At 59.1% G+C, this 18185-nt stretch carries 19 protein-coding genes; 1 reads left to right on the top strand and 18 read right to left on the bottom strand.

What is annotated here, in order from left to right; translation table 11 throughout:
* Positions 1-29 precede the first annotated feature (29 nt).
* Positions 30-443, bottom strand: coding sequence for a VOC family protein (locus tag PPTH39_RS20605; RefSeq protein WP_095002082.1), 414 nt, complete (start codon positions 441-443; stop codon positions 30-32).
* Between the two features lie 108 nt (positions 444-551).
* Here PPTH39_RS20605 and PPTH39_RS20600 point away from each other — a divergent pair, with 108 nt between their 5' ends.
* Entirely contained in the window at positions 552-1427 is an 876-nt protein-coding gene (locus PPTH39_RS20600) for a LysR substrate-binding domain-containing protein (RefSeq protein ID WP_095018897.1), read from the top strand.
* Between the two features lie 56 nt (positions 1428-1483).
* Here the strand turns inward: PPTH39_RS20600 and PPTH39_RS20595 are convergent, their stop codons facing one another.
* From PPTH39_RS20595 to PPTH39_RS20515, 17 genes are all read right to left on the bottom strand, one after another.
* A complete protein-coding gene (locus tag PPTH39_RS20595) occupies positions 1484-1876 on the bottom strand; it encodes a DUF2802 domain-containing protein (RefSeq protein WP_095024382.1) in 393 nt (130 codons plus the stop codon).
* Complete coding sequence (locus PPTH39_RS20590; protein WP_016781537.1) at positions 1877-2356, bottom strand: chemotaxis protein CheW; 480 nt, start codon at positions 2354-2356, stop codon at positions 1877-1879.
* An 81-nt stretch (positions 2357-2437) separates the two neighbouring features.
* Positions 2438-3166 carry a CheW domain-containing protein gene (locus tag PPTH39_RS20585; protein WP_130872373.1) on the bottom strand — a complete coding sequence of 243 codons (729 nt, stop codon included), beginning with the start codon at positions 3164-3166 and terminating at the stop codon, positions 2438-2440.
* An 84-nt stretch (positions 3167-3250) separates the two neighbouring features.
* Positions 3251-4039: a ParA family protein gene (locus PPTH39_RS20580; protein WP_095002086.1), complete on the bottom strand. Its 789-nt coding sequence runs from the start codon at positions 4037-4039 to the stop codon at positions 3251-3253.
* A 39-nt stretch (positions 4040-4078) separates the two neighbouring features.
* Positions 4079-4969 carry a flagellar motor protein MotD gene (gene motD, locus PPTH39_RS20575; RefSeq protein ID WP_095002087.1) on the bottom strand — a complete coding sequence of 297 codons (891 nt, stop codon included), beginning with the start codon at positions 4967-4969 and terminating at the stop codon, positions 4079-4081.
* Positions 4970-4971: 2 nt separating this feature from the next.
* Entirely contained in the window at positions 4972-5712 is a 741-nt protein-coding gene (locus PPTH39_RS20570) for a flagellar motor protein (protein WP_095002088.1), read from the bottom strand.
* Positions 5712-6851, bottom strand: coding sequence for a protein-glutamate methylesterase/protein-glutamine glutaminase (locus tag PPTH39_RS20565; RefSeq protein ID WP_130872372.1), 1140 nt, complete (start codon positions 6849-6851; stop codon positions 5712-5714). The genes PPTH39_RS20570 and PPTH39_RS20565 overlap by 1 nt, the downstream gene beginning before the upstream one ends.
* Positions 6852-6898: 47 nt before the next feature.
* Positions 6899-9067, bottom strand: coding sequence for a chemotaxis protein CheA (locus tag PPTH39_RS20560; protein WP_095018899.1), 2169 nt, complete (start codon positions 9065-9067; stop codon positions 6899-6901).
* A 64-nt stretch (positions 9068-9131) separates the two neighbouring features.
* Positions 9132-9920 carry a protein phosphatase CheZ gene (locus PPTH39_RS20555; protein ID WP_095018900.1) on the bottom strand — a complete coding sequence of 263 codons (789 nt, stop codon included), beginning with the start codon at positions 9918-9920 and terminating at the stop codon, positions 9132-9134.
* A 20-nt stretch (positions 9921-9940) separates the two neighbouring features.
* A complete protein-coding gene (locus tag PPTH39_RS20550) occupies positions 9941-10312 on the bottom strand; it encodes a chemotaxis response regulator CheY (RefSeq protein ID WP_162939305.1) in 372 nt (123 codons plus the stop codon).
* Positions 10313-10506: 194 nt separating this feature from the next.
* Positions 10507-11247, bottom strand: coding sequence for an RNA polymerase sigma factor FliA (gene fliA, locus PPTH39_RS20545; RefSeq protein ID WP_130872371.1), 741 nt, complete (start codon positions 11245-11247; stop codon positions 10507-10509).
* A complete protein-coding gene (gene fleN, locus PPTH39_RS20540; RefSeq protein WP_016781547.1) occupies positions 11247-12074 on the bottom strand; it encodes a flagellar synthesis regulator FleN in 828 nt (275 codons plus the stop codon). Before fleN ends, fliA begins: the two co-directional genes overlap by 1 nt.
* Before the next feature lie 119 nt (positions 12075-12193).
* Positions 12194-13510 (bottom strand): flagellar biosynthesis protein FlhF, encoded by a 1317-nt coding sequence (gene flhF, locus PPTH39_RS20535; RefSeq protein WP_095002596.1) that lies wholly within the window; start codon positions 13508-13510, stop codon positions 12194-12196.
* 11 nt (positions 13511-13521) lie between these two features.
* Complete coding sequence (flhA, locus tag PPTH39_RS20530; RefSeq protein ID WP_095002707.1) at positions 13522-15651, bottom strand: flagellar biosynthesis protein FlhA; 2130 nt, start codon at positions 15649-15651, stop codon at positions 13522-13524.
* Positions 15652-15907: 256 nt separating this feature from the next.
* Complete coding sequence (locus PPTH39_RS20525) at positions 15908-16960, bottom strand: fimbrial protein (RefSeq protein WP_095018902.1); 1053 nt, start codon at positions 16958-16960, stop codon at positions 15908-15910.
* 125 nt (positions 16961-17085) lie between these two features.
* Positions 17086-17487: a fimbrial protein gene (locus PPTH39_RS20520; protein ID WP_232527675.1), complete on the bottom strand. Its 402-nt coding sequence runs from the start codon at positions 17485-17487 to the stop codon at positions 17086-17088.
* Between the two features lie 112 nt (positions 17488-17599).
* Positions 17600-18172, bottom strand: a complete 573-nt coding sequence (locus PPTH39_RS20515; RefSeq protein WP_095002598.1) for a fimbrial protein — start codon at positions 18170-18172, stop codon at positions 17600-17602.
* Positions 18173-18185 lie beyond the last annotated feature (13 nt).

The following is an 18185-nucleotide window of genomic DNA, read 5'->3' as shown; positions in this document are numbered from 1 at the left end:
GTGATGTTTAACCTCGGATTATGGCTGTGTTACACGGCATATACCGCTGCCCAATCGGCAAAACCCTTGATCTCAATGGGATTGCCCGAGGGGTCGAGGAAAAACATCGTCGCCTGCTCCCCCGCTGTCCCGGCAAAGCGCAGGGTCGGCTCCAGTACAAACTGCACGTCACGGCTCAGCAGGCGTTCTTTGAGAGCGTGCCAGTCGGGCATGGCCAGTACCACGCCAAAATGTGGCATGGGCACCCGGTGCTCGCCGACTTTCCCGGTATTGCTAACGGAAAACGGCTCGCCCAGATGCAACGACAACTGATGGCCGAAAAAGTCGATATCTACCCAGCTCTCCGTGCTGCGGCCCTCAGCACAGCCCAGCACGTCGCAATAAAAGCGCCGCGCCGAGACCAGGTCGTGAACGTGATAGGCGAAATGAAAAAGCGATTGCACAGTGACCTCCTGAAACCGGAACAGGCCAGATGGCCCTTGCGCCAATGATGCATTGCCGTCTTCAATAGAACTAACCTGTTATTTTATCCGTGAAAGAAAGAAATTCTTATGGATACGCGCTACCTCAAAAGCCTGATCGCCGTGGTGGATTGCGGCTCGATTGCCAGGGCAGCACGCCTGGAAAACCTCACTGCCGCCGCCGTCAGCCAGCGCATTCTGGCCCTTGAGCGCCAGCTCGGGCTGGAGCTTCTGGTGCGCATCGGGCATGAGGCCAAACCCAGCCTGGCCTGCCTGGATTTACTGCCCCGGGCACGTGCCATCGTCAATGAAGTGGCGCTGCTGGCAGGTGATGCCGATAGCCAGGGCCTGACCGGCCCCTTGCGCATCGGCGCCATTTCAACCGTGCTCACGGGGCTTCTGCCACAGGCCTTGCGCGCCTTGACCCGCTCAACCCCGCAACTGAAACCGGTCATAGTGCCCGGCACATCGCGCGCGCTGTATCAGGCGCTGGAGGCCAATGAGCTGGATGCCGCGATAGTGGTCGCACCGCCCTTTGCACTGAGCAAAACCTTCGAGGTGGTAGTGCTGCGCAAGGAGCCTTTGCTGTTTATTTCCAATGAACCCTCTACGCAAGGCATCGACGCCCGCCTGCAACACTGCCCGTACATTCAGTATGACCCCGATGCCTGGGGCGGCCGCCATGCCCTGCAGTATTTGCAGGATCACAGCCTGTCACCCGCTGCCCTGCTCGATCTGGATGCACTGGAAACCATCGCCCTGCTCACGGCACAGGGCCTTGGGGTGAGTCTGGTGCCATGCTGGTCGGGAATTGAGCGCTGGACCGGCAGTTGTGTGCTTGAGCCGGTCGGGGATAAGCGCTATGACCGAGAAATTGTGCTGCTCAGCCTTGCCCAAGGGCCAAGGTTGCGGATGGTAGACGTATTGCAGCGGGCGCTGCTGGAGACTGCAGGCAGTCATCTGTAGCCGCTGAGGAGCGCAGCCTCGCTGCGCTCCTCAGCGGCTACGGTCAGTCACGCAACTCAACCCTTGTACATTTTGCTCATCAGTTCGGCTTCAGCCTGGGTCAGGCCGCATGCCTGGGTCAGCTCATCAACACTGGCACCCATGCTCACCAGCCGCGCCGCCTGGTTGAACGACAGGCTGGTAGGGTCACGCTGCTCAAGCTGAGTCAGCTTCTCGGGCAGCGGCGCAACCACGGCGCGCAATTCGTGCAGGGCTTCGCCCATCTGCACATTGCCGTTCTGGTAGGTATCCAGGCGCCGCGCCAGTTCCCGAAGGCGCCGGTCTCGCTGTTCATCGGCCGCAGTCTGTTGCGCCACAAGCACCCGCTGACGGCGCACGTGGCTGACAAACAGCCACAGAGTCACGGCCCATAACAGGCCCAGGACGATTACCGCCGCCTCAAGGATCAATCAGATGTTCTCCAGATCCGACCATTCTTCCTCGGTCATCATTTTGTCCAGTTCAACCAGAATCAGCAGTTCGCCGTTCTTGTTGCACACACCCTGGATAAACTTGGCCGATTCGTCATTGCCCACGTTAGGCGCCGTTTCGATTTCGGACTGGCGCAGATACACCACCTCTGCCACGCTATCGACCAGAATCCCAACCACTTGCTTGTCGGCTTCGATGATGACGATGCGCGAGTTATCGGTGATTTCGGCGTTGTACAGACCAAAACGCTGACGCGTGTCTATGACCGTTACTACGTTGCCGCGCAGGTTGATAATACCCAACACGTAGGAAGGCGCACCCGGTACCGGGGCGATTTCGGTGTAACGCAGCACTTCCTGCACTTGCATCACATTGATGCCATAGGTTTCGTTGTCCAGCTTGAAGGTAACCCATTGCAGGATCGGATCTTCAGAACCCTGTGCCGCTGACTGTTTCATACCCCAAACCCCTGACTGAAATACTGCTCGATTCTGATAACTGGCGATCCGCCCTCGCAGGTGGGTCGACCACGATTATTGTTATGACTTGCCCTTGGCGATCAATGCCGCCAGTTGCTCCACATCCAGCAATGCGCACATGTGCTCAATCACCGTGCCCGCCAGCCACGGCCGTTGCCCGCGCTGTGAACGCCATTTGATTTCATTGGGGTGCAGGCGCAACGAGCGACTGACCTGATGCACCGCCAGCCCCCATTCGTAGCCCTGTACGGAAATCACGTATTGCAGGCCTTCGCGCAAATCATCGCGATAGCGTTCAGGCATCACCCAGCGCGCGGTATCGAGCACGTTGAGCTTGCCGCTCTGGCTGGGCAGGATCCCCAGAAACCAGTCTGGCTGGCCAAACAGCGGAGTGAGTTCACGCCCGGCCAGTGAGTAGATCGAGCCCAGGCACACCAATGGCACCGCCAGGGTCAACCCCGCCACGTCGAACAGCAGGCACTCGAAAGGTTCGGCAGCCCAGGCCGGGCGACCATCATCGGGAACCGGCAAATGCGCCCCGGGGGCACTGGGCCGATGGACTTCAACCAGCGGATGGGCCAGCGCCTCGGCAGGCACACCGACCTCAGACAGCTCCACCGGCATCGCCAACGGCGCTTCAATGAGTTGCGCGGCGGCAGGTTCCGCCTCCGGCTGCGCGGGTGCGGGTTCAGCCGCTTCCAGCGCCTGGGTTGCATCAAACAGCAAGTCGTCGAGGTACGACTGCAAGGCCACTTGCGAGCGGTTGGAAAGTGCTACTGGCTGCGTCATAAAGTGCCCCACTCATCAGCCTCGCGACAGAGACCTGTAGTCGTTATCGGCCAGACCCGACCGATACTTGAATGCCCGCCCACTTCACGCCACCTGCGGTGCAAGCTGGCGGGTGAGGACGTGCTTGAGCAACGCACGGTAGGCGATCACTCCACGGGTTTTCTCATCGAACTGCGAAGGCGTCTGCCCGGCACGGCTGGCATCGCGCAAACGAGTATCGACCGGGATAAAACCCTGCCACAGGGTCTCGGGGTACACATCGCGCAATACTCGCAAGGTACTCATCGACGCCTGGGTACGACGGTCGAACAACGTCGGCACGATACAGAACGGCAGCTCCTGGGGGCGCGAGCGGTTGATCATGCGCAGGGTATGCACCATGCGCTCCAGGCCCTTGAGCGCCAGATGCTCGGTTTGCACCGGGATGATCAACTGCTGGCTGGCCGCCAGCGCGTTGACCATCAACACACCCAGAATCGGCGGGCTGTCGATGATCGCGTAGTCATAGTCCTGCCACAGTTGCGCCAGGCTGCGGGCAATCACAAGGCCCAGGCCGCTTTGCCCCGGAGCCTGACGCTCGAGGGTCGCCAGGGCCGTGGTGGCCGGCAGCAAGGAAATTTTCTCGTGGCTGGTGGGCAACAGCAATTGCGCGGCCAGGCCCTCAGGCACCTGGCCCTGATGCAGAAACAGGTCGTAGACACTGTGTTCCAGACCATCGGGGTCATAACCGAAGTAGCTGGTCATGGAGCCGTGCGGGTCAAGATCGACCACCACCACGCGCTTGCCCGCCTCTGCCAGCAAACCGGCCAGGGCGATGGATGTGGTGGTCTTGCCGACCCCACCTTTTTGATTGGCTACTGCCCAGACTCTCATTCAGTTGTTCCTCCCGGCTGCATGCGTGCCGGCCGAGATTTATAGGGTTGGCGACGGGGAATTGACGGCATTCCCGCGAACCAGTGGCTGTGTCTGTGGCGGTGCAGTTTGTGTGCCAGCCCGCTTCAAGGCGGCATCCGGTGTTGCATGGGCGCTGCCCGTGCCAGTCAGGCTGCGGCGTACCTCAAGGTTGCGCGACACCACCAGCACTACCCGGCGATTGAGCGCGCGCCCCTCTGGCGTAGCGTTGTTGGCCACCGGCTGAAACTCGCCGTAGCCCACCGAGGCCATGCGCCCGGGGCTGACCCCCTGCATGGCGAGCATGCGCACGATGCTTGCCGAGCGCGCCGATGACAATTCCCAGTTGGTCGGGTACTGCGCGGTCCGGATCGGCAGGTCGTCAGTAAACCCTTCGACATGTATCGGGTTTTCAAAGGGTTTGAGTACTGCGGCCACTTTGTCGATGATCTCGAAAGCTGCATTGCTGGGCATCGCATCACCGCTGCCGAACAGCAGGCTGGAGTTGAGTTCGATCTCGACCCACAGCTCATTGCCGCGCACCGTCAATTGTTTGGACGCGATCAAATCACCAAAGGCATGGGTGATGTCATTGGCAATGGTCTTGAGCGGGTCATCGGGGCGCTGCCCCAAACCGGCGTCAGTATTTTCGCTGTCTTTTATCAAGGGTTCGGCAGGCTGGGTGGTCAGCGGGCGCTCTTCTCCGATGGGCACCGGCTTGATGCTGCGCTCGGTGTCATTGAACACACCGACCAGCGCCTGGGAAATCACTCGGTACTTGCCCTCATTGATTGAAGAAATCGAGTACATGACGACGAAAAAGGCAAACAGCAAGGTGATGAAGTCCGCGTAGGACACAAGCCAGCGTTCGTGATTGACGTGTTCATCCGCGTGGCGACGGCGCCGGCTCATAGTTAACCTGTAAAGCCTTGAAGTTTGAGTTCAATGGAGCGCGGGTTCTCGCCCTCGGCAATCGACAGGATGCCTTCGAGCAACATCTCACGGTACAGCGACTGGCGCATGGCAATGGCCTTGAGCTTGCTGGCAATGGGCAGCAACACCAGGTTGGCGCTGGCCACCCCGTAAATGGTCGCGACAAACGCCACCGCAATGCCACTGCCCAGTTGCCCTGGATCGGCCAGGTTGCCCATAACGTGGATCAAGCCCATGACCGCGCCAATAATGCCGATGGTCGGGGCGTAACCGCCCATGCTCTCAAACACCTTGGCGGCCTCGATATCGCGGCTTTCCTGGGTCATGTAGTCGACTTCCAGCACGCTGCGAATGGTTTCCGGCTCTACTCCGTCGACCAGCAATTGCAGGCCCTTGCGCGAATAGCTGTCGGGCTCGGTATCGGCCATGCCCTCCAGGCCGAGCAAGCCTTCCTTGCGGGCCGTAAGGCTCCAGTTGACGACACGGTCGATACCGCCCGTCATGTCGATACGTGGCGGAAACAGAATCCACACCACGGTCTGCATTGCGCGCTTGAACGCACTCATGGGCGACTGCAGCAATGCCGCGCCCACAGTGCCGCCCAGCACGATCAACGCCGCCGGGCCATTGGCCAGAGCGCCCAGATGGCCACCCTCCAGGTAGTTGCCGCCGATAATCGCGACAAACGCCATGATGATGCCAATCAGGCTGAGCACATCCATCAGTGGCAAGCCTCGGCCAGGTGCCGGCCAATGTCATCGAGGCTGTACACCGCATCGGCCAGGCCGGCTTTGATGATGGCCATGGGCATACCGTAAATCACGCAACTGGCTTCGTCCTGGGCCCATACCTGGCTGCCGCCCTGTTTGAGCATGCGCGCGCCTTCGCGGCCGTCCGCGCCCATGCCGGTCAATACCACCGCCAAAACTTTGTCACCAAAGGATTTGGCCGCCGAGCCGAAGGTGATATCCACGCACGGCTTGTAGTTGAGGCGCTCATCGCCCGGCAGGATGCGTACGGCGCCACGGCCGTCGATCATCATTTGCTTGCCGCCAGGTGCCAGCAAGGCCAGACCGGGGCGCAGGATATCGCCGTCCTCGGCTTCCTTGACACTGATGCGGCAAAGCTTGTCCAGCCGCTCGGCAAACGCTTTGGTGAACGCGGCCGGCATATGCTGCACAAGCACGATCGGCGCCGGGAAATTGCCCGGCAACTGCGTCAGTACCCGTTGCAAGGCCACCGGCCCACCGGTTGAGGTGCCGATAGCCACCAGCTTGTAAGCCTTGCGCTTGGGTGCGGCAGCCGCCGGGGTTGGCACAGGGCCGCCACGGCTGGCAATGGGTGTGGTGCGCACCGGCGCGGCCACCGCGGCCGGCGCTACGAAACCGCCCAGCCCGGGCCGGGGCACAGGGGTCGGGGCCGCCGCTGCCGGTACAGGTGCGCTGTAGCTGGACATGCGCCTGTTGCTGCGCGAGATGCTGTGTACTTTTTCACACAGCATCTGTTTGACCTTCTCGGGGTTACGCGAGATGTCTTCAAAGTTTTTCGGCAGAAAATCCACCGCCCCGGCGTCCAGCGCATCGAGGGTCACGCGGGCACCCTCGTGGGTCAGCGAGGAGAACATCAACACCGGGGTCGGGCAGCGCTGCATGATATGGCGCACTGCAGTGATGCCATCCATCATCGGCATCTCGTAATCCATGGTGATCACGTCCGGCTTGAGCGCCAGCGCCTGATCAATCGCTTCCTTGCCGTTGGTGGCGGTGCCGATCACTTGAATCGTCGGGTCAGCCGACAGAATTTCCGAGACACGACGGCGGAAAAAACCGGAATCATCCACCACCAGGACCTTGACTACCATAAACACTCCGTTAGGCGGTACGGGGCACGAGCCCCGAGGCACCAGAATCAAATACGCCGTGATGCGTAATGCTTGAGCATGCTCGGAACATCCAGAATCAAGGCAATACGACCATCACCGGTGATGGTGGCACCCGACATGCCTGGCGTGCCCTGGAGCATCTTGCCCAAAGGCTTGATCACCACTTCTTCCTGGCCGACCAGTTGATCGACCACAAAACCGATGCGCTGGGTGCCGATCGAGAGAATCACCACATGCCCTTCGCGCTGCTCTTCGTGTGCAGCAGATGCCACCAGCCAGCGCTTGAGGTAGAACAGCGGCAGTGCCTTGTCGCGCACGATCACCACTTCCTGACCGTCGACCACGTTGGTGCGCGACAGGTCGAGGTGGAAGATTTCGTTGACGTTGACCAGCGGGAAAGCAAACGCCTGATTACCCAGCATCACCATCAGGGTCGGCATAATGGCCAGGGTCAGGGGCACCTTGATGACGATTTTTGAACCACGGCCCAGGGCCGACTCGATACTCAGCGAACCATTGAGCTGGGCAATCTTGGTTTTCACCACGTCCATGCCCACGCCACGCCCGGACACATCGCTGATTTCGGTCTTGGTCGAAAAACCCGGGGCAAAGATCAGGTTGTAGCAGTCGTTTTCGCTCAGGCGATCGGCCGCATCCTTGTCCATCAAGCCTTTTTTCACCGCCAGGGAACGCAGGAAATTGGCGTCCATGCCTTTGCCATCGTCAGAGATCGACAGCAGGATATGGTCGCCCTCCTGCTCGGCCGACAAAATCACCCGACCACAGCTCGGCTTGCCGGCGGCGGCGCGCTCTTCAGGGGTTTCGCAGCCGTGGTCGACGGCGTTGCGCACCAGGTGGACCAGCGGATCGGCCAGGGCCTCGACGAGGTTTTTGTCCAGGTCGGTCTCTTCGCCCACCAGCTCCAGGCTGATTTCTTTTTTCAGCTGCCGTGCCAGGTCCCGTACCAGGCGCGGGAAGCGGCCGAAAACTTTCTTGATCGGCTGCATCCGCGTTTTCATCACCGCGGTTTGCAGGTCGGCGGTGACCACGTCGAGGTTGGACAGCGCCTTGGCCATCTCCTCGTCATGACTGTTCAGGCCCAGGCGCACCAGACGGTTACGCACCAGCACCAGTTCGCCGACCATATTCATGATGTCATCGAGCCGCGCGGTATCGACGCGCACGGTGGTTTCAGCCTCGCTGGCCACCGGTTTTTCTGCAGGCGCAGCCGCGCCACGGGCCGGGCCCGGTCGTGCCGCCGCTACCGGCTTGGCCGGGGCAACTGCAGCCACCACGGCTGCCGAGTCGGCGCTGAATTTGCCTTTGCCGTGCATCTGGTCGAGCAGGGCTTCAAATTCGTGATCGCTGATCAGGTCAGGGTCGCCCGCAGGCACCACGGCAGTGACCGCAGGCTCGGCAGGAGCCGCGGTCGCGGTGTCCAGCCCATCGGTATTGAACGAACCCTTGCCATGCAATTGATCAAGCAGGGCTTCGAATTCATCGTCGGTGATTTCATTGCTGACTTCGGCGGCCACGGCGGGCGCTTCGTCGGCCACAGTGGCCACCGCCGCTTCCATCGAAAACTGGCCCTTGCCGTGCAATTGGTCGAGCAGCAATTCAAACTCGGCGTCGCTTATTTCGTCGCTGGTCGTGCTTTGTGTTGTGGCCACCGCCTCAGGCTCGGCCGCGGCCGCCTTGACCGCATCGAGGGAATCAAGCAACTGCTCGAACTCGCTGTCGGTGATATCGGTCACCGGGGCTTCAACCACCGGTTCAGGCACTGCAACAACCGCTGCTTGCACAGCAGCAGGCTCGGCCAGGCGCGCCAGGGCCGCCAGCAACTCGGGAGTCGCGGCAGTGATCGGGCTGCGCTCGCGCACTTCGCTGAACATGCCATTGACCGCATCCAGGGCCTCAAGCACCACATCCATCAGCTCCGCGTCAACGCTGCGCTCACCCTTGCGCAGGATGTCGAAGACGTTTTCGGCGATGTGACAGCACTCCACCAACTCATGGAGCTGCAGGAAGCCGGCGCCCCCTTTTACAGTGTGAAAACCGCGAAAAATGGCATTGAGCAGATCCGCATCATCCGGTCGGCTTTCCAGCTCGACCAGTTGTTCGGACAACAACTCCAGAATTTCGCCGGCTTCAACCAGGAAATCCTGAAGGATTTCTTCATCGGCGCCGAAGCTCATGTAGGTGCTCCTTGAAATAGGCTCTTCGACGCCGGGCAACAGCGCCCGCACGCCTCTTCAAGTCCTAAAAACCCAGACTGGACAACAAATCGTCAACATCATCCTGACCGGATACGACGTCATTACGTGTATCGGCATGAATCTGCGGACCTTCACCCTTGGCCTGGTTTTTTTGCAAATTATTTTCAGCGCGCAATGCATCGCGGTCGTGCTCGATCCCGGCAAAGCGATCGACCTGGCTGGCCATCAGCACCAGCTTGAGCAAATTGCTCTCCACGTCCGTGACCAGTTGCGTCACCCGCTTGATCACCTGACCGGTCAGGTCCTGGAAATCCTGAGCCAGCAAAATATCAGTCAGATTGGCGGACACGATGGTGTTTTGCGTTTCGCTGAGCGTCAAAAAGCTGTCAATCCGACGCGCCAGCTCGCGAAACTCTTCGGCACCGATTTCACGGCGCATAAAACGCCCCCAATCCGCGCTCAGTTCTTTGGCTTCCTGACCCAGGCCATTGACCAGTGGCGTGCTGTTTTCCACCAGGTCCATGGTCCGGTTGGCCGCCGCTTCCGTGAGTTTCACAACATAAGCCAAACGTTCGGTGGCATCCGTGATCTGCGACACCTCTTCGGCTTGCGGCATGCCTGGATCAATATGGAAATTGACAATGGCGCTGTGCAGTTCGCGGGTCAGCTTGCCGACTTCACGATACAGCCCGCGGTCACGGGTCTGGTTGAGCTCGTGAATCAACTGCACGGCATCGCCAAACTGGCCTCGTTCAAGGCTTTCGACCAATTCGTGGGCATGTTTTTTCAGGGTCGATTCAAAATCGGCCTGTGTGCAATCTTTATGCTCCATAGTGCCCCCAAGGCAACCGCTCAACCGATGCGTTCAAAGATCTTTTCGATTTTGTCTTTGAGTGCGATAGCGGTGAACGGCTTGACTACATATCCATTAACACCGGCCTGGGCCGCTTCGATAATCTGCTCGCGCTTGGCCTCGGCGGTCACCATCAGCACCGGCAAGTGCTTGAGTTTTTCGTCGGCACGCACATGGCGCAGCAACTCGATGCCGGTCATGCCCGGCATGTTCCAGTCCGTCACCAGAAAGTCGATGTGCCCCAGGTTGAGGATCGGTAACGCGGTGGTGCCGTCGTCCGCCTCGACCGTGTTGGTGAACCCCAGGTCACGCAACAGGTTTTTAATGATCCGCCGCATCGTTGAAAAGTCATCAACGATGAGGATTTTCATGTTCTTGTCCAATTCGACCTCCAAGCAGTCTTTAACGCACCCATGTGCAGGGCACGCCATTCAATCAATTCGTTTTCAAACACGCCTAATCGACTGTGGGAGCGGGCTTGCCCGCGATGGGGTCGACGCGGTCTGTCTGATTCACCGTGTCGATCCCATCGCGGGCAAGCCCGCTCCCACAGGTATCAAGGGCCCTAGTGCGCGCGCCACTGCCCCAGGCGAGCCCGCAAGCGTGCCGCGCACTGGCTGTGCAGCTGGCTGACCCGGGACTCGCTGACCCCCAGCACTTCGCCGATTTCCTTGAGGTTCAGTTCTTCGTCGTAGTACAGCGCCAGCACCAACCGTTCACGCTCGGGCAAATGGGCGATCGCATCGGCCAGCGCGGCCTGAAAGCGTTCATCTTCAAGGTCGCGCGACGGCTCCGTGTGGGCACTCGCGCCATCTTCATGCAACCCTTCGTGTTCGCCGTCCTGCAACAGATCGTCGAAACTGAACAGGCGGCTGCCCAGGGTGTCATTCAAGATGGCGTAATAATCATCAAGGCTTAACTGGAGTTCGGCCGCAACTTCATGATCTTTAGCGTCACAACCGGTTTTTGCTTCAATTACCCGAATGGCGTCACTGACCATGCGGGTATTGCGGTGTACCGAACGCGGTGCCCAGTCGCCCTTGCGCACTTCATCGAGCATCGCGCCACGGATACGGATGCCGGCATAGGTCTCGAAACTCGCGCCCTTGCTGGCGTCGTATTTGCCCGAGACTTCGAGCAGGCCGATCATCCCGGCCTGGATCAGGTCATCCACCTGCACGCTGGCCGGCAAACGCGCCAGCAGGTGGTAGGCAATGCGCTTGACCAGGGGCGCGTAGCGCTCGATCAGCTCGCACTGGCTGTCACGGGATGACTTGCTGTACATGCGGTAACCGCTGGCCGTCATTAAAAGCGCCCCCCTGCCTGCTGCACCAGGCGTTCGACAAAGAACTCAAGATGCCCCCTCGGGTTGGCTGGCAACGGCCAGGTGTCAACTTTTTGCGCGATGGCCTTGAACGCCAGCGAGCACTTGGAGCGCGGAAACGCTTCGTAGACGGCGCGCTGTTTTTGCACGGCCTTGCGCACGCATTCGTCGTAAGGCACGGCGCCCACATATTGCAGGGCCACATCGAGGAAACGGTCGGTAACCTTGGTCAGCTTGGCGAACAGATTGCGCCCTTCCTGCGGGCTTTGCGCCATATTGGCCAGCACTCGGAAGCGGTTCATGCCGTAATCGCGGTTGAGCAACTTGATCAACGCATAGGCGTCGGTGATCGAGGTCGGCTCGTCGCACACCACCAGCAGCACTTCCTGGGCTGCGCGGACAAAGCTGACCACCGACTCGCCAATCCCGGCGGCGGTGTCGATCACCAGCACATCGAGGTTGTCGCCCAGGTCGCTGAAGGCCTGGATCAGGCCGGCATGCTGCGCCGGGCTCAGGTGCACCATGCTCTGGGTTCCCGAGGCCGCCGGCACGATGCGGATCCCGCCGGGCCCCTGGAGCAATACGTCGCGCAGCTCGCAACGCCCCTCGACCACATCGGCCAGGGTGAATTTTGGGGTCAAGCCCAGCAAAACATCGACGTTCGCCAGCCCAAGGTCCGCGTCCATCAACAGAACGCGCCTGCCCAGCTCGGCCAATGCGATGGACAAGTTGACTGACACGTTAGTTTTACCGACGCCACCCTTGCCGCCGGTCACTGCGATCACCTGTACGGGATGCATGCTGCCCATGATCTTTCTTTACCTTGTCTTACTTAGACGCGGCTACATGCGTTGGCTGCTCGTTCCCCTGCGGAACAAAACCTTCAGACCAGCCGATGTAGGTACATTTCAACGTAATCTTGACTACCTCAGCCGACCCGCTTGGGTGGGCTGTGGTAGATATCAGCGAACATATCGGCCATGGCCTCTTCGCTGGGTTCTTCCTGCATTTGCACACTCACTGCGCGGCTCACCAGTTGGTGACGCCGCGGCAGATGGAGATCGTCCGGGATCCGCGGGCCGTCGGTGAGGTAAGCCACTGGCAGCTCGTGACTGATCGCCAGGCTCAACACTTCGCCCAGGCTCGCGGTTTCATCCAGTTTGGTGAGGATGCAACCGGCCAGCCCGCAACGCTTGTAACTGAGGTAAGCGGCCGTCAGCACCTGCTTCTGGCTGGTAGTGGCCAACACCAGATAATTCCTGGCCTTGATCCCGCGCCCCGCCAGGCTTTCGAGCTGCAGGCGCAACGCCGGGTCGCTGGCTTGCAGGCCCGCGGTATCGACCAGCACCACGCGCTTGCGCACCAGCGGTTCAAGGGTCTGGCCCAGCGACTGGCCGGGGGCAACATGGGTTACCGGCACATTCAAGATGCGCCCCAGGGTCTTGAGTTGTTCCTGGGCGCCAATACGGAAACTGTCCATGCTCACCAGGGCGATATTCTGCGCGCCGTACTTGAGCACATAACGGGCCGCCAGCTTGGCCAGGGTGGTGGTTTTACCCATCCCGGCGGGCCCCACCATGGCGATTACACCACCCTCTTCCAGCGGCTCCAGCTCCGGCGTGGCAATCATCCGCGCCAGGTGCGCCAGCAACATCCGCCACGCCTGGCGTGGCTCTTCGATTCCGGCCACCTGCGCCAGCAGATCACGGGACAACGGCCCGGACAAACCGATGCGCTGCAAACGGCGCCACAAGTTGGCCTGCGCGGGCTTGGCGTCCTGCAACTGGCTCCACGCCAGCGAGCCCAGTTGCACTTCCAGCAACTCGCGCAAACCGTTGAGTTCATGGCGCATATTGTCGAATGCACGCTGATCGATCGTCGGTGCCGCGGGCGCCGGCGCAGGGCGCGGCGGTTCTTCCAGGGTCGGCTCAATCAATGGCTCGGCAGCCGTGAGCGGCAAACCGGCAAACAGCTGGCGGTTATCGCCGGCCTCGCCTTCACCGCGCAAGCTCAACTCGGCCTGGGCCGAAACAATCCGCGACTGGGTCTTGCGCAGCTCTTCTTCCAGCTCAATGTTCGGCACCCGGGGTGCCAGCGCGGACAGCTTGTAGTCCAGGGCCGCGGTCAACTCAACGCCCCCGGCAATCCGGCGGTTGCCAATAATGGCGGCGTCAGCCCCCAACTCATCACGAATCAGCTTCATGGCCTGACGCATATCGGCGGCGAAAAATCGCTTCACTTGCATAAACCAAACCCTCAGCCGTTAGGGCCTACTGTCGCAACGATCGTGACCTGCTTGTTGTCAGGGATTTCCTGGTAAGCCAGTACATGCAGGTTGGGCACCGCCAGACGGCCAAAGCGCGACAGCATCGCGCGTACCGGGCCTGCCACCAACAAGATGACCGGATTGCCTTGCATCTCCTGACGCTGAGCAGCGTCGATCAACGAGCGCTGGAGCTTCTCTGCCATGCTGGGCTCCAGCAAAACGCCCTCTTCCTGGCCTTGTCCGGCCTTCTGCAAACTATTGAGCAATATTTGTTCCAACCTGGGCTCCAGGGTGATAACAGGCAGCTCGGAGTCAACGCCTACAATGCTTTGCACGATGGCACGAGACAAGCCCACGCGTACGGCGGCAACCAAAGCGGCAGTATCTTGACTCTTATGAGCATTGTTGGCGACGGCTTCGGCAATACTGCGGATATCCCGCACTGGCACCTGTTCGGCCAACAAGGCCTGCAGCACCTTGAGCAATTGCGACAGGCTCAACACCCCCGGCACCAGTTCTTCGGCCAGTTTGGGCGAGGACTTGGCCAACAGCTGCATCAACTGCTGAACTTCTTCATGGCCAATCAACTCATGGGAGTGTTTGTACAGGATCTGGTTAAGGTGCGTTGCCACTACGGTACTGGCGTCCACTACGGTATAGCCCAGTGACTGCGCCTGGCTGCGCTGGCTGACCTCGATCCACACCGCTTCCAGACCAAAGGCCGGGTCTTTGGTGGTAATCCCGTTAAGCGTGCCAAATACCTGCCCCGGATTGATCGCCATCTCGCGGTCCGGATAGATTTCGGCCTCCGCCAGAATCACTCCCATCAGGGTCAGGCGATAGGCGCTGGGGGCCAGATCGAGATTGTCACGGATATGCACGGTGGGCATCAGAAAGCCCAGGTCCTGGGACAGCTTCTTGCGCACCCCCTTGATCCGCGCCAGTAACTGGCCACCCTGGTTGCGATCCACCAACGGGATCAGGCGATAACCGACCTCAAGCCCGATCATGTCGATGGGGGTAACGTCATCCCAGCCCAGCTCCTTGGTTTCCTGGGCGCGGGCTGGAGAAGGCAGCAGCTCCTGCTGGCGCTTGACCTCTGCCAGGGCCTGGACCTTGACCACGTTCTGTTTTTTCCACATCAGGTACGCCGCACCACCGGCGACTGCAGCCAGGCTCAGGAAGGAGAAATGCGGCATGCCGGGCACGATGCCCATGATGGCCATGATGCCTGCCGAGACAGCCAGCGCCTTGGGTGAGGTAAACATCTGCCGGTTGATCTGCTTGCCCATGTCTTCGGAGCCCGAAGCACGGGTCACCATGATCGCGGCAGCCGTGGACAGCAACAGGGACGGCAATTGCGCCACCAAACCGTCACCGATGGTGAGCAAGGCGTACACCTTGCCGGCTTCGCTGAAGCTCATGCCGTGCTGGAAAATCCCAACTGCCATGCCGCCGATCAGGTTGATAAACAGGATCAACAGACCGGCGATGGCATCACCGCGCACGAATTTGCTGGCACCGTCCATCGAGCCATAGAACTCGGCTTCCTGGGCGACTTCCTGACGGCGCATCTTGGCCTGATTCTGGTCGATAAGGCCGGCATTCAGGTCGGCGTCAATGGCCATCTGCTTGCCGGGCATGGCGTCGAGGGTGAAGCGCGCACTCACTTCCGAGATGCGCCCGGCGCCCTTGGTCACGACCACGAAGTTGATGATCATCAGGATCGCAAACACCACGATGCCCACCACGTAGTTGCCGCCGATCACCACCTCGCCGAAGGCCTGGATCACCTTGCCCGCGGCGGCGTGGCCTTCCTGACCGTGGAGCATCACCACCCGCGTGGAGGCCACGTTGAGCGCCAGCCGCATCAGCGTGGCCACCAGCAGGATGGTGGGGAACACGGCAAAATCCAGCGGCCGCAAGGCGTAGACGCACACCAGCAACACCACGATGGACAGCGCGATATTGAAGGTAAAAAACACATCCAGCAAAAAGGCGGGGATCGGCAACATCATCATTGCCAGCATCACCAGCAACAACAGCGGCACACCCAACTGTCCCTGACCCAGGCCGGCCAGACCGCTGCGAGCGGTGTTGATTAACTGAGAGCGATCCAATGACATTGCGGCAAACCTTTAGCAAACTTTTGACGCCATATGCGCCGTGGAGCCTGCCACTGCAAGAAACCTTCCAACTTTGGCAAATGGCCATATGGAAGGCTTGCAGGGTGTGCGAATCCTTGTAGTGCCGATGAGCGCAGCAGGGCTGAAACCAGGAAAAAACGCCGTTCATTGCCAATAAGGGAGAATCCTTCCCCCTTGTGCTGTTGCAGCTTTTATTTTGCAGCCGATGGGATGGCTCTTACTTGGCGAGTCAAGGAAACTCCACCACAAGAGTACCGCTCCCAGCAAAAGGGCCGGCAGGTGGAAAAGTGCCACGTTTACGAAAAAGAGAAAAAGTATATTCCTCCGTTGTTTCACCGTTGATCAAATAGACATAATAACTGAGCCCGGAAGACGGTAAAATAATTGCATCATCACTTTTACGAATCATGGCGATGGCTATATCAGGCTTGCCCGATACAAAACCTTCAGCACTGAATATAGAAGGCGTTGCCACCAGTTTAAGCCTGGCGCTTTGAAGAGCCCTGTCACACACAAATTTTACGCCGACCGTTTTCCGGGCAAGTGAAGTGCTCGCACTTATTCCGATGGCCGCGGGATCCACAGAACCAAAATCAACATTAACGGGCCTGTTATCATTGATAGCACACTCCGCTGGAACAGGTGGTGTTGTGTCCAAACTGTTGCGTGCCCTGATTTGAACGTACATCGAAAATGGCGCATACGAAGCATGGGTGAAATTATACAGCTTGAAAAAATGAAAGTTACCGATCACATCACCCGCGTCAATTTTAATGTTCAAGCCTGGACTTGAAGAAAGTTTGAGATACATACCAAGCCAGAAAAAATAGTTAGGTCCACCTCTAGAGCCTTCGGCAAGGTACCTGCCAGGCCCCAAAGGCCAAGGGTATTCGTTCCCGCCAACAATCATCCCGGAGGAGAAAGCAGAAAATTTTGGAGCCTGATTAAACGTATCAGAGGTTGAAGCTATCCACTCCCGATAACTAAGAGGAAACGTCACCGGGAAATTATGCCTGCACACGGTCGGCACAGCACTTTTCATAGTAACCCTGCTATTTTCCGCATCCAGTTTTACGTCAGTGTAGATAATAAGAGTTTCTGCTCTCATATCCCTCCAGACCCGGTCATCCGTTTGGCAATGAACAGCAAAAGCAACTTGTGCAAACAGCCAAAAAAATACGCCAGCAAAACACCTCATAATATTCACGACTTTTGATCCTGTATGTAGTTTTACCTCGACACGCGTCTTGGGGGCATCCAGCGCAAATATAAACACCGCCACAAATCCATCCAGATCAGGTTAAGAGTCCAAGTCAACAACTATAGTATTTTCCACACCAAAGGTGATCAATGATACGCAGTGCAAACACGTCAGTTTATTGTCGGCGCCTCATCTGCCTTTACTTCTCAGCGCAGTGATATGACTATCGTTGCGGAAGCCGAAAAAGCTCCTCCCGCAAGAGTGCTACCCGGTTTTGCCACCAGCACCGCTTCCATTTGAGGCAAAGTTGGGTATGTAAAATTAACGGGACTGTTAAGGGACCAGGTTGCACCCCCCACCAGGAACTTGATCCCGAGATTACTTTTACTGGTCATCAACAACGCGCGATCAAAACTGGCTCCACCCCCCTGCAACTCTATTGTCATGTCATTGGTTGGCTGCGGCCCGCACGTCACTGTATAAGGCACCTGCTTGCGATAATTGACCCCATCGATCTGTGCAGCTACCAGATTGCTGCCGAAAGGGACAGTGAGCGTGTTGTTGCCATTAACAATGCAAGGCGCAGGCGCAAGGATTACCCCACTCACATTCACGGCCACCTCCGAGGTACGCGCCGTAACACTCTGGCCAAGAGACAGACACAGACAATAGCAAGTGATTGCAAAACGCGAAGTTACCGACCTGATCATCGTTGCGCCCTCACTCATAAATAAGCCTGAAATCAACCCGGGCCCGAAACGCGCCATTGCTCAGTGCTGTGGCAGTGCGCGTGGGTTGCACCTGCCACGTCAGGGTGTCGCTGCCATGCGCCAGAAACAAAGGCTCTCCACGAGCGCCCAAACGCACATCCCGGCCAAGGGCATCGGTCAGGCGCAGGCCCATGCCGGTGACACCCTGAACTTTGACCAAACGCGGATCATCCTTATCGGAAGGCGCCAGAAAAGCGACGGACACCACCGGCTGATAGGCACTCCACACCAGATTGCCCGTGCGCTCATTCAGGAGGCTGCCGGATGCGCGCATGCAATCGACAAAGCGCAACTGCAAAACCACGGGCGATGCCATATCGCCCGGGCGCATCAATTGGCTGCGGGGCACATTTCCAAGGTCCACGGCCTGGTCTGCCGAGGCCATGTCCAGGACGCAAGGGGAATTGATCAGTGAGCCCGAAATATCCAGAACTCCATTCATCCCTTGAATCTCGGCCTGGCCCTGAGCGGCATGCAGCGTCAGCAACAAGGCACTCAGGGCCGTCACCGTACAAGGTTTCATGACGCCTCTTCTG

Origin of the sequence: Pseudomonas bubulae, from assembly GCF_900618535.1 — a bacterium.
GTDB classification, from domain to species: domain Bacteria; phylum Pseudomonadota; class Gammaproteobacteria; order Pseudomonadales; family Pseudomonadaceae; genus Aquipseudomonas; species Aquipseudomonas bubulae.
The sequence above is the reverse complement of the archived record's forward strand: the minus strand, read 5'-3'. Positions and strand labels throughout refer to the sequence as shown.